Source organism: Mongoliitalea lutea (assembly GCF_014652135.1).
In the GTDB taxonomy this organism is placed as follows: domain Bacteria; phylum Bacteroidota; class Bacteroidia; order Cytophagales; family Cyclobacteriaceae; genus Mongoliitalea; species Mongoliitalea lutea.
Genome location: NZ_BMYF01000001.1, coordinates 235,732 through 248,022, shown reverse-complemented (window position 1 = coordinate 248,022; position 12,291 = coordinate 235,732). Strand labels below are relative to the sequence as shown.

8 protein-coding genes are annotated in these 12,291 nt (G+C 43.3%); 1 reads left to right on the top strand and 7 read right to left on the bottom strand.

Going from position 1 to position 12,291, the window contains the following annotated elements; translation table 11 throughout:
• The 6 genes from IE080_RS01020 to IE080_RS00995 all read right to left on the bottom strand — a co-directional run bounded on the left by IE080_RS01020 (position 1) and on the right by IE080_RS00995 (position 10,907).
• Positions 1-1,629, bottom strand: a complete 1,629-nt coding sequence (locus IE080_RS01020; RefSeq protein WP_189578520.1) for an acetolactate synthase large subunit — start codon at positions 1,627-1,629, stop codon at positions 1-3.
• Positions 1,630-2,361: 732 nt separating this feature from the next.
• Positions 2,362-3,570: a BamA/TamA family outer membrane protein gene (locus IE080_RS01015; RefSeq protein WP_189578518.1), complete on the bottom strand. Its 1,209-nt coding sequence runs from the start codon at positions 3,568-3,570 to the stop codon at positions 2,362-2,364.
• Between the two features lie 326 nt (positions 3,571-3,896).
• Positions 3,897-6,368: a zinc-dependent metalloprotease gene (locus tag IE080_RS01010; RefSeq protein ID WP_189578516.1), complete on the bottom strand. Its 2,472-nt coding sequence runs from the start codon at positions 6,366-6,368 to the stop codon at positions 3,897-3,899.
• 71 nt (positions 6,369-6,439) lie between these two features.
• Positions 6,440-8,536, bottom strand: a complete 2,097-nt coding sequence (locus tag IE080_RS01005) for a ComEA family DNA-binding protein (RefSeq protein ID WP_189578514.1) — start codon at positions 8,534-8,536, stop codon at positions 6,440-6,442.
• Positions 8,533-9,363: a PorV/PorQ family protein gene (locus IE080_RS01000; protein WP_189578513.1), complete on the bottom strand. Its 831-nt coding sequence runs from the start codon at positions 9,361-9,363 to the stop codon at positions 8,533-8,535. The genes IE080_RS01005 and IE080_RS01000 overlap by 4 nt, the downstream gene beginning before the upstream one ends.
• An 89-nt stretch (positions 9,364-9,452) precedes the next feature.
• On the bottom strand, positions 9,453-10,907 hold the full coding sequence (locus IE080_RS00995) for a BamA/TamA family outer membrane protein (protein ID WP_189578511.1): 1,455 nt from the start codon (positions 10,905-10,907) through the stop codon (positions 9,453-9,455).
• 61 nt (positions 10,908-10,968) lie between these two features.
• On the opposite strand from IE080_RS00995, the gene yidD reads away from it, so the two are divergent.
• The gene (gene yidD / locus IE080_RS00990) at positions 10,969-11,190 is read left to right on the top strand and encodes a membrane protein insertion efficiency factor YidD (RefSeq protein ID WP_189578509.1); all 222 of its coding nucleotides are present in this window, start codon (positions 10,969-10,971) and stop codon (positions 11,188-11,190) included.
• Here yidD and IE080_RS00985 read toward each other — a convergent pair.
• Positions 11,172-12,287, bottom strand: a complete 1,116-nt coding sequence (locus tag IE080_RS00985) for a prolipoprotein diacylglyceryl transferase (RefSeq protein ID WP_189578507.1) — start codon at positions 12,285-12,287, stop codon at positions 11,172-11,174. The two genes, yidD and IE080_RS00985, sit on opposite strands and share 19 nt — an antisense overlap.
• Positions 12,288-12,291 lie beyond the last annotated feature (4 nt).

The window sequence follows — 12,291 nt, the reverse complement described above, 5'->3', positions numbered from 1 at the left end:
TTACTTGTTTTTCAATAATACGTTTAAAATTTCATGATTTAGTGAGTAATCGACGGGTAAATCGATCAGATGAACCCCATCTTTACGTAGGCAGGTTTTCAAGATTTCTTGGAAATGGGCATCACTTTCAGCCCGGTATCCGTTGGCCCCATAACTCTGCGCATACTGCACAAAATCGGGATTTTTATAATCCAAACCAAAATCATCCAAAGCTAAATCTTCTTGTTTCCATTTGATCATTCCATACGCAGAATCATTGAGGATAATAACGGTTAGGTTTAGTCCTAGGCGCATGGCTGTTTCCAGTTCCTGACTGTTCATCATAAATCCTCCATCTCCAACCACAGCTACTGATTTCTTTTCAGGATGTAGGAGGTTGACGGCCATGGCTGAGGGTAGACCTGCACCCATTGTTGCCAGTGCATTGTCCAAAAGCAGGGTGTTGTGGCTGTAGGCAGGATAGTTTCTCGCAAACCACAGTTTATAAATCCCATTATCCAAAGAAACCACATCTTTTTCACCTAGATTTTCCCGGAGGATATTGACCAGCCGCTGAGGAAGCATAGGAAAGCGGGTGTCTTCAAAATACTTGCTCAGATGTTTAGTGACTTTTGTTTTTACCTCAGCAAAGAATGGAGTATCTGCTAAAGATTCTTTATTCAACATGCTGCCCAAAAGTGTGATAGACTGGAAAATATCGCCTACTACATTCAGTTGTGGGAAATATACTGCATCGATTTCAGATGGGTGATAATTGATATGAATCACCTGTTTGCCTCCGTGCTTCATGAAAAATGGTGGTTTTTCAATCACATCATGACCGATATTGATAATCAGGTCTGCTTCTTCTATGCCTTGGTGTAGGAAATCATCGCTGGAAAGTGCGGCAGTTCCCATGTATTTTGGATGACGCTCATCAATAACACCTTTACCCATTTGCGTAGTGAAGAAATAAAAGCCTGTTTGGTCGATAAATTGGGTTAAGGCATCGCAGTTCTTTTTACGATTAGCACCTGCACCAATCAAAACTAAGGGAGCTTTGGCAGCGCTAATCATCTTAACTGCTTTTTCCAAGGAGGATTTGGATGCAATAGGATAATCAATTGTTTCGGGCTGGAAAAGTGCCTCATCGGTAGTTTCACGAGCCACATCTTCTGGCAATTCCAAATGTACAGCTCCAGGTTTTTCAGCAGTAGCTATCCGGAATGATTCCCTAATTAATGAGGGGATATTGTTGGCATGGGTAATGCTTTTAGTGAATTTGGTAACAGGGCGCATCATGTCCACCACATCGATGATTTGGAAACGAGCCTGTTTGCTTTTTTTGATGGGTTTTTGTCCCGTAATCATCATCAGGGGCATGCCTCCTAGTTGCGCATAGGCTGCGGGTGTGACCAGATTGGTTGCTCCAGGACCTAAAGTCGCCATGCAGACCCCAGGATTACCATTCAATCTTCCATAAGTAGCTGCCATGAATCCAGCGCCTTGCTCATGTCTACATAAAATTAATTGGATGGATGAGTCTTTGATTGATTGAAGCAGATCGAGGTTTTCTTCCCCGGGAACTGCAAAAATATATTCCACACCCTCGTTTTCAAGGGATTGTACAAAAAGATCAGATGCTTTCATAAGGTTGTTTTTTTTAGATTAAAATGGAGAAGCGAGATGCGAGATGCGAGAGACGAGAAGCGAGAGTTTAGAAGCAAGAGTCAAGAAGCAAGAATCAAGAAGCAATAGTCAAGAAACAAGAAGCAGGAGTCAAGAAGCAATTAAGTTCCAAGAATTGATATACGAGATCGTTAGAAAATTTGAAACTTTTCTAAAGTTTCAAACTTTGGAAAAGTTTTCTAGTGCTAATTCTCGCTAGTTTATCTTTATAGCTTGCGAGTTTGAGACCTGGCAGGTTTTTGAAACCTGCCAGGTCTGTCACTACTACTCATTTGCCTACCAATGCCGGGGCTTAAAAGCCACGGCAATTGATTGGTGAACTCTTTTGTAATTGCTTGAATTTCATGTAGAAACATTCAATTCATTCGTAGGTTAAAACCTATAGGCGAAAGTTTTGACTAACTAATCACTAATCACTTAATCACTACACTGATCATTTCCCTACCAATGCCGTGGCTTAAAAGCCACGGCAATTGATTGGTGAGTTATTTTTTAATTGCTTGAATTTCATGTAGAAACATTCAATTCATTCGTAGGTTAAAACCTACAGACGAAAGTTTAGACTAACTAATCACTAATCACCAATTACTAATCACTTATCCACTACACTGTTCACTTCCAACTGCTTCCTATTAATCTACGGGCATTTGCAGAAAAAGTTCAATTTGAGCCTTTTAAAAGTATTATTTTAGCTCAGAACATCTCATTTACATTCAGGAATATTCCTGATGCTCCTGCAGCTCCCCAGCCGTAATCAAGAGCGATGTTGATACGTTTTTTTGGAAGCACCATGTAACGGACACCTAGACCATAACCTAATTGAAAAGTATCAAAAAGAGAAAGTTCTCTTCCTCTGGCAGATGCACTTGTGGTATTGGCAAAAATTGCACCTCCCCAGCGATCTTTCACCCGCTGCAAAGGGAATCTCCATTCAAGTTCAGTGTAAAAGAGATCTTCACCTCTAAATCTGCCTTGAGTGTATCCCCTCCCGGAACGGGAGAACATATCCCAACCAACGGCAGGCAGGAATAAGTAGGGTACATCACCTCCAGTAACCGTCCATGCATAGGACCACAACGCGAGGATGTTTCTCGGTCTTTCCTTGTTCAAGCTCAGATAATCCCGGTATTCCACCCATAATTGACCGGAGTTGGAGGTGCTGCCTAAAGCCTCTGAAAACCCTCTCCAGGAAGCATAAAGGTACTTGCCTTTGTAGGGATTGGCAATGTTGTCGCGGGTATCGTATACGGCATTGAGGGATAAACCTGTCTGTCTAAAAGAATCGGTCGGTAGGCCCAAGCTTTCATTATACTCCTGAAAAAAACCTACTTGCTGCTCGAAGTTCTGATCCTTCACTTCAATTCCATACATGGCATCGTAATGGAAGCCCAAGCCATAAAAAAGACGACTTGATCCAAGGCGTTTCTTGGCTGTTCCGTAAGCTCTGAAGTGATTGAAAAAAAGCATTTCCTTTCCTAATTCATTAGCGACCGAAAGGTCAGGGGGTGTTAAATCCCTTAGGAAGTTTAGACGAGAGCCCAATCCATAGGATGGTTGATTATTGATGTTGAAGCGAAAGTCGGTAAGTAATGTCCAGTTATCGTCTTTAAGAAAAACATTGGATCGGAGGGAGGTAAATAATTGTCTTTTGGTAGTTACCAAGGCCATTCCAATTGCCGTGGACATGCTTGTCGTCTCGGAATTACCCATCACCCAGTTGAAAGAGGGAGCCATTCCTAAAATCAATCCAGCAGTTGGATTGGCTGAAATTGCGGGAAGTGGTACGATAGATATGGATTTTTCCTTTGGTGTATTCCCAGTTGAATCTTCTTGTCCGTAAGATAGTATAGAGACCAACAATAGAATTGAAACTAACAATAGTCGTATCAACTGTGAAATCATAGTTTGGTTTTCAAATAAAACTAAATATAGGCACTTTATTTAAATTAAAAATTATGTAGTTACAATCAATTTGCATAAAATAATTACAGTAACACTTTACCCAGGGTTAATAGAGGTTTAACCCTTTTAGGCTTATAAGAAAACATCAGATACATCCCAAACTAAACACTTAATAATTACCATTTAATACAAACCTGACTAGTTCCAAAGAACCCATTCCATTCTAAATTCCTTATTTCACATCACCTAATCCTCTGGCTTCGATTCCTTTGGCTTCGACTCCGGTGGCTGAGCGGAGTCGAAGCCAAAGGAGACATGTTCACTGCTCACTGCTCAAAATCACAATAAATCTCATCCGTTCCGATCGGTGCGCCGTCGGGAATGGATAGCTCAGCTGGGATGCTAAGTTTTTCGGGCAACTCAAGGTAATTGAGGATTTTGTCGGCTAAATATTGATCAATGACCTGTCGGGGCGTTTGAGTACTTAGTTGGCGATTTCTGAACATGGTCCTATAGATATTTTGAGAACCAAGATCATTGTTTCTGACCAAATTTTTCAGCTGATTTCTTACGGTTGCCCTCACGGATACAGTAGCCTGCGGATGGTTCGCAAGTGCAATGAGGTGGTCAATCAATTTGTTTTCTGTCATTACTTTTATCTCTCCCCGGTAATCTTCGCTAAAGGAGTTGTCAAAGACTTGTTCCATCGTCTTCCCCAATACCGTTGAAAACGATGGAAGACTTTTGTCCATCATCGCCTGCTGATGCAGACGGTTAGCCCTTCCCACTTCAAACAAAAAGCTGAAAACCATATCGACAATATTTTCTGCCGGTGCCAATGGATCAAAATTCAATCCATTTCTAGAAGGAAAGGTTTCACGGTTACGTCCATAGCCCATCGGTCTTGGTGGAATTCTGTCCAAAATATGTGTAGGGACCATGAGGTTTTCAGGTCTAATGGTCAACAGCAAACTGGAAAGTGCTCTATCCTGCATAGTCGCATCCAAACGCGACTGAATGCGCTGATTATCCCCTTTCACTTTGTAGGTATAATCCAAGCCTCCCAAAAGTTTGGAAACAGCCTCCACTTGATAGCGGTGCATTAGGAATAAGGGAACTAACGCTTCTTCCATTAACGCTTCCGGCTGTCCATCTTGGATGGTATTTAATCCAAATGTTTTTAAGCGATCGTTGCGGATACGAAGTAAGCGCACTAATTCATCACTTGCGGACTCTCCATTATCCCATAAATGGGCAGTAGGGTGTGAACCACTCGGATGGCGGGAATCTGTATCTGAGATGAAGGTATGTCCAGCTGCGTAGGTATCTTCCAATAATTTTTTCAAATGTGCTTCTTCAGATTGCCCAGCAGGAACAGTTTCATACCCATAGCGAACAGCCCATTTGTCCCAATCCCCGATTTTATCATCATATGCATTGGATAAGTCGATGCTGCCATCCTCTTTTTGCTGAATCAAAGGGTAGGGATAATCCATCACAGAAGCGCGATTAGTAGGAGAGGAGGCATAGGCATGGGCCAACCCAATGGTATGGCCAATCTCATGGGCGGATAATTGACGTAATCTGGCCAAAGCCATTTCCAACATAGCAGGATTGGCAGGTTTACCATCCTCAAAAGGCTGCAATAAGCCCTGAGCGATCAAATAGTCCTGACGTACCCGAAGGGAACCCAAGGTTACATGCCCTTTGATGATTTCTCCTGTACGAGGATCTCTTACCGATGAACCATACGACCAACCTCTCGTAGAACGGTGCACCCATTGAATTACATTGTATCGAACATCCATAGGGTCCATTCCCTCAGGGGCTAATTCTACTCTGTAAGCATCTTTAAAACCAGCTGCCTCAAAAGCCTCAGCCCACCAGTTGCCACCTTCCAATAAGGCTGAGCGAACAGGTTCTGGAGTTCCTCTATCCAAATAGTATACAATCGGTTTGATTGGTTCTGAAACAGCAGCCGTAGGATCTTTCTTTTCCAAGCGGTGGCGGGAAATGTATTTTTTGGTCATCATATCCCCGATAGGAGAGGTGAAATCCATGTAGCTGATATGGAAGTAACCAGAGCGGGGATCAAATACGCGTGGCTGATACCCATCATCCGGCAATTCAATAAAGGAATGTCGTTGCCTCACGGTTACTGCTTCCGGAGAAGGTGTAACTGAACGGATATAGCCACCTGCTGGAGTACCGGTCACTGTAATGATTGCTTCAACTTCTGTATTTTTCGGAAAGTTTTTGGTCATATCTGAATAAATAGCGCTACGGCTATTATCCAAGCGATAAGCGCCCTGTCTGGAATTGCCCAGCTTCTCTGCTACTTGGTGCGCATCTTGCAGGTAAAAAGCGGTGGCATCTACAATGAATTTCCCATTGCTTTCCTGTGCAATGTCAAAACCCCAGAGAACAGATTCCGCAAAGGCATCCTTCACAGACTTTACCTCTGCGGGATTATCACTAAAGGCACGGAAATCGTAATTTTTATGAAAAAGCAAGATTTTGTTCCCTGCTTTGCGGAACTCCACGATGCGTGTTCTACCTAACTGCCCTCTATCCAAGCCAATATCATTAGATCCCACTCCAGCAGGCATGGAGTTTACATAGAGGAATTCATCCTCCAATCGATCAACTTCCAGGTAAATTTTACCTTTGGAATCATCTAAGTAGAAATTGTAAAAACCTTCTTTCTTTTCCAGTTTGCTAAGATCTAGCGTTTGTGCTTGAAGGGATATAAAAGTGATGCAAAGAAAACTCAAGCAGATCAAAGAAATTGTTCGCATGGTGATTGGTGGTTGTTGATGAAGCCCTAAAATATCGAATATTTTCTACAAGTCCTGACCAATAGTGGAATTTATCGGAGGAATTGGTAGCGCACTTGAAAGACGACTTCTGTTTGTCTATTTCCTTGGATTTGCTGCAAGCCAGTGCCAATGATCTCCCGGTCTGTGTAAATTGTCCGCGCAAAACGAGCCCAACAGGTGATCCGCTCCCCCAACTTATACTGTCCGAGCAAGTAATAGCGCAATCCCTGCCCATTCAGTGCAGGTATGGAAAAAAGCCAGAGCACATTCCGCTCAAATAAAAATTGCCGATTATCAAAATCATCTGTGTCAAACAAAGCAAACCTACTGCTGATTCTCCAACGTTGATAATCTACATTTAAATCCTGCGAAATCGCAAAACCACGGGTAGTCTGCTGATTGAAGTGAAAACTACTGCCCATCACCCGACTTTTCATGCTAAAGTGCCGATTGATGCCCATATCCAAATTGACAACATAATTGTAGCGGGTACCTTGGTCTAGTAAGTAAAAGTTAGATGTATTGTCGGCTGCCCTAAGATTTCTAGCCTTGGATTCCTCTCTCAGTTGTGCAAATAAGAGGATCTTGCGGGAGGGCTTGTATTGTACGCGGCCTAGCCACTCATGACCAGAGGAAGGTGCATATACCCGAAAACGCAACCATGGGAAATGGAAGTAATCGTAGTAAAAGGACATTGACCATTGTTGATTGGCTTTGTAGTTTAAACCCATATAAAGTCCCGTTTCATTGATCGGACGACTATTTTCTGAGAAGGCATTCCCATAGAAACTATGAAAGTTTTTATCAAACTTCCTCCAAACCATGGAAAAGGCCAGTTGAGGATGCAAGGAGCTCATCAGGCCAAGTACTGCTCCTGTTCCTCCACTTTTTGATATGGCTGTCTCCCCGAAGAGGTAATGGTTTTGAAAATTATAGCCCAAATAGAGGCTATGGATGTGATTTTCCTGTCCCCGGAATTCAAATTGGTTATATCGCTGCCAATTCCGCTCAAAAGGTTGGGAGAACGTGGTGAATAGAGAATTGACGCCTGCTTGGAATTTCCGATCTCCACTTTGAAAATGGATGTTGCCGCCGAGGTTGGACTCGGCTGCTTGTCTGCGGTAGCTAATTTCAGTTGGGGTGCGGTGTAGCCCGGATGTTTGCAAGGAACTAATAGCGCTACGTTCCTGCTCCAAGCTGTCTGTTGTGAGAGTTAGGTTTCCATCTCTGGTAAGGTGGGATGCTAAAATGGTAAAGTCAACCAATCCCTTGCGGTAAGTAGCTGCCACCCCTCGGAAAAAATCAAACTCCAATGCTGCGGTGTAGGGCCTGATTCCAATGGTACTCCTTCTGACAGTAGTAATGGTTTCAGCGCCTTTTCCTGGAGAAAAGCCTGCACCAAATACCAAGCCTTGACCCACCTGTAACTGATAATCTCCCAAATGGATGGTTTTGAATTTACCGCGATTGTAGAGAGTCAGGTGATAGGAGAAAAAATTAAAGCCATAGCGCTGATTGCTACGATCCCAGATAAATTGCTCACCTGCATCTTTGTCTATGGTGAAGCCCAAGGAAAAATCCTTGGCTTGCTGTATGCGAAAGCGTCCATAAAGGCTATTAGGGTCTCCCAAGTAGCGGGAAGTCAGCCGGCCATTGGAGAGGGTGTCAGGTGGAGTGAAGCCTCTTCGGGTTTCCAGGACTCTGCTCACCCGGAAAATAAAATAGGCATCCCTACTTTCCTTCACCCGTTGCCAAAAGGGAACTTGCTTTTGAATATCTTCACCCACCTGCACAAAAGGTAGCAAGCGCTCAATCAGCATCAAGTCAAAACCCTCTACTGCTTGCAGTTCATAGAGGCTGATAAACTTTCCGAATTTTTCCCGATGGGAGACCAAGGCTTTTACCTGATGCGGTAGCAGGATAAAGAGTGACTTCAGATCTTCTTCATTGGCCTTGTTCAGATCAATGGGATTGAGAAGGAGTTGGAGTACATTTTCATAGAGGTCTTCATAATCCTCATCCTCCCGCTGCTGGGCAAAAAGTTCCTCTACAAAATTTTCCAAATTGATCTCACCCCTGCGATAGGTTTGTGCGAGGGTGCAAAAGTGCCCCAACAAAAAAAACCATATCAATACAGCATACCTCATTCATTGGACAGTTGGATGTTGAGAGAAAAATGATGGGTATTGCCCAATCGGGGATGCTGGGTCATGGAGTAGTCAAAAGCAAGGCGTTTCCCTGTGCAGCCAATGCCGAAGAAAAGCTGCTGAGGTTGATTGTTCATGCCTGCTCTGCCCCAAAGTTTTTGGTAAAAGTTGTACTCCAATCCAACTTTCAGAATGGCAGGATAGAGGACGTCTTTCTCTATCTCCACATTGGTCATCACCTTTTCATAGGGACGAAAAGAAATCCCGGATTTGACCACCGTAGGCACTCTGTCCCAAGATGCTCCCCCATAATTGGAGCGGGTAAGGTTGAAAATATGGGCAGCAAAAAAGAGATGGGGCGTCAATTCCGCAATTCCTCCAAAATCAACCAACCAAGACCCGCCTGTACCAAAGCCTTCCATGGCTGTTTGAAGGTAGCTTACTTTGAGCCCCAAACTCGTAATCCCCATCTGATTGGCAATGGCTGCCCCGATCAAATGTTGGGTAAATAGTTCCCCTCCAAAGCGTGAAGCAGCCAAGCCATAGCTGAATTTGTCCCGGGATTGAATCATCCCTGCGGAGAGGGTGGTCAGTTCATTCAGGTCTAGTCGATGGTCATAGCCGAAAAATACCTGTGAGTGTTGCAAACCGGATAAGCCTGCGGGATTATTGAAAATAGCCCATGCATCGGATAAGCTGGCACTCGCATTTCCCATCCCTATGCTGCGGGCACCACGGGGCAAGACTTCGGTCCCCATTTGTGCATAGACAAAAGGAATCTGCCCAAAGTAAATCAACAATGCAAGAAAACGGATGTTGAGAGCCATCTTTTCGTGATTTAATTTGCATGAAATTAGTCTTTTGAAAAGATTTCAACGAAGATTAAACGTTTCAATAAACGTTTAATTTTAGATGCTTAGAATGGAGCCCGAATGTTGATAAAAAGTGCCCCCTCGTTCATGCTGTTGATGGAGTATTCGAATCGGATAGTCATGTCATGCAGGGTTACCATATCCAAACCCAATCCATAGCCAAACAAATAGCGATTGGTCAGTCGAAGGTTTTCGGGCAGGCGATTTCTGTCCTGCACAAAGCCATGGTCAAAGTTTCCACTCAGATAAAACTTAAAGGGTAAGGTTGTAAACTGCTCAATCGGCATCAAACCCGTCAGGTCAAAATTCAGATTCAGCAAATTGTAACGCAGGGAGTTTTTCTGGACTAAAGTAGTCTGCCCTTCGATGACATTCAATTCATATCCGCGGATAAAGTAAGGGTTGTAGCCAATCCCTCGCACCAAGGTGTAGGGCTGACGGTCTCCAAAAAAGGCATTGAGAGAAGCTCCTGTGGCGACATGAAATTTTCTACTCAGTCGATGGTATTTGCTTGCACTCAAGGTAAACTCCATGTCCTGCACATCATCCCATCCGGTCAAACCATAGCGCATCAAACCCACATTCAGCAATTGCCCTTGAGTGGGGTAGGCTACATTGTCCCGATTGTCATGGCGGAAGGTGTAACCCAAGGCCAGAAAACCCAATTCAGGCTGTCCATGAAGGAAGAAGTTGGGATTTTGAACAAAAACATCTTCATTGATACGGGTATTGGTGTATCCAAAGGTGACAAAATGAAAGTTGTAGAAACTGCCCCGATACGTGTATCTCAAGAAAGCGGATGTATTTCTTCTCAGCACATCCTCGTTTTCATTGGTGAAGAAAATCTGTCGGTTATTTTCAGATTTTACAGCCAGATTTTTTTGGGTAAAGTACAAAAACTGGAAAGCTAACCCATGCTTTTGGTTTTTGTCTATGTAGGGTTTGTCATAGAAAAACTCAAACTCACGGATAAAGCCCAATTGCCCTCCGACCCGCAGTTTTTCATTTCTACCGCCCACATTGTAATGGGCCAATTTCGCTCCAAAGTTGATTCGTGAGAGATCCCGGTTTTGGTTGGTCCACCATTCCGCCAGGTTACGATCTGCAATATTTAATTTGATTTGAGGAATGATATACCAACGCTCAGTGACGGTTACCAATAATTCAATTTGTTCTGTACCTGTCAAGAGGGGAGTGATTTCCACCGAATTGAAAAGCATGAGGTTATAAATCTTCTTTTCATCGGCGATGATCTGTAGCAGAAATTCTTCCCAATCGTATTCAATTCCTGACTTGATGGTCAATTCCCTTAGGATGATGTTCTTTCGGGTTTTTTCATTCCCAATGACAAAAATATTATTGATGGTAACTTTTTGTGGAGCATTTTCAAAAATACTAGGCAAGCTATCCTGATCTTGTGCAAAGGCAACACTCCCTTTTCCAACGAGTAGAAAAGTGCTCAGTAGCCCAATGCAGATAAATGCCTGTATAATTTTCATGAATGGTGTACTCCTAAGGAACTATTCGCTATTTCTACTCATTTTCACGTAAATTGCATGTGTGAAAACGATCATCCGAAAAATAGCGATACTTCCCGTATTATTTTATCAATACTTGATATCTCCTTTATTTCCTCCCAGTTGCAGGTACACGCCGACTTGTTCCCAATATACGAAAGAGGCCATCCTTAAGCATGGCCCCTTCAAAGGTGGTTGGTTAGGAATCAAACGAATCCTCAGTTGCAATCCTTGGGGAGGTCATGGTCATGACCCTGTGCCCTGATCGATTGGTTTTAATCCTTTTTTCAGCGCCAATACGATCAGCACCAAACCCCCAATGACCAGTGGAATGCTGAGTGTTTGACCCATATTGAATGCTAGACCTTCTTCAAATTCCACTTGATTCTCTTTCAGGAATTCCCATACAAAGCGCATCCCGAACACAGAAATCAAGAACAAGCCTAGGAACAAGCCGTCAGGGAGTCTGGACTTGTATTTTTGCCATACGAAGAAAAGACCGATAAAGATCAAAAGATAGGATAAAGACTCGTAAATCTGCGTAGGGTAGCGGGCAACACCAAAAGTTTTTACAGTGACCAAATAATGGTCTCCCTTATCTGCCAACTCGTAGTTTAAGGCTGTTTCAGGACTTTCGGCCAAGTATTTCTGAGAACTTCTGTAGCGCGTCAATACAAACTTCACATCTGATTCAATCGCTGTGCGCAAATCAGCTTCCTGATAGGCTCCTTTGTCGATTTTGATATCGAAATTAACCGGTACTATTCCATTTCCGGCCAACTCTGATGCTCGGTCGTTGGGTTTGTAGGCATCCACTGACGAAACAGGCATACGCATAGCAAGCAAGTATTCCTCTGCATCCCGAGCAAAAACAAAACCTGAGTCATCACCGGTAGCTTTTCCTCCGATTTCGGAATTCATCAGGTTTCCAATACGAATGAGTGCACCTGTCAGGGCTACAACGATCACGATCCTATCCACTACCCATAAATACGATTGGCTAGGGACTTTTTTGGAATACATGTACAGCGCAATCAGGATGGCGATGGCTGCACCGTGACTGGCCAATCCACCTTCCCATACTTTGAGGATGTCAATGGGATTGCTGAGGTATTTTTCAGGTTCGTAAAAAAGCACATGACCCAAGCGGGCACCGATGATAGTCGATAAGACCATGTAGATTGTTAATTTGTCTACAAGGGTATCATCCTGACCTTCTTTGCGGTAAATGTAAATCATGATTTGCTGGGAAATGATAAACCCCAAGGCAAACAATAAACTGTACCAACGAAGCCTATCGAAGCTGTCAAAAACAGCTGGATTGGGACTCCATACGATATAGTTGATAAGCGATTGTATCATAGTT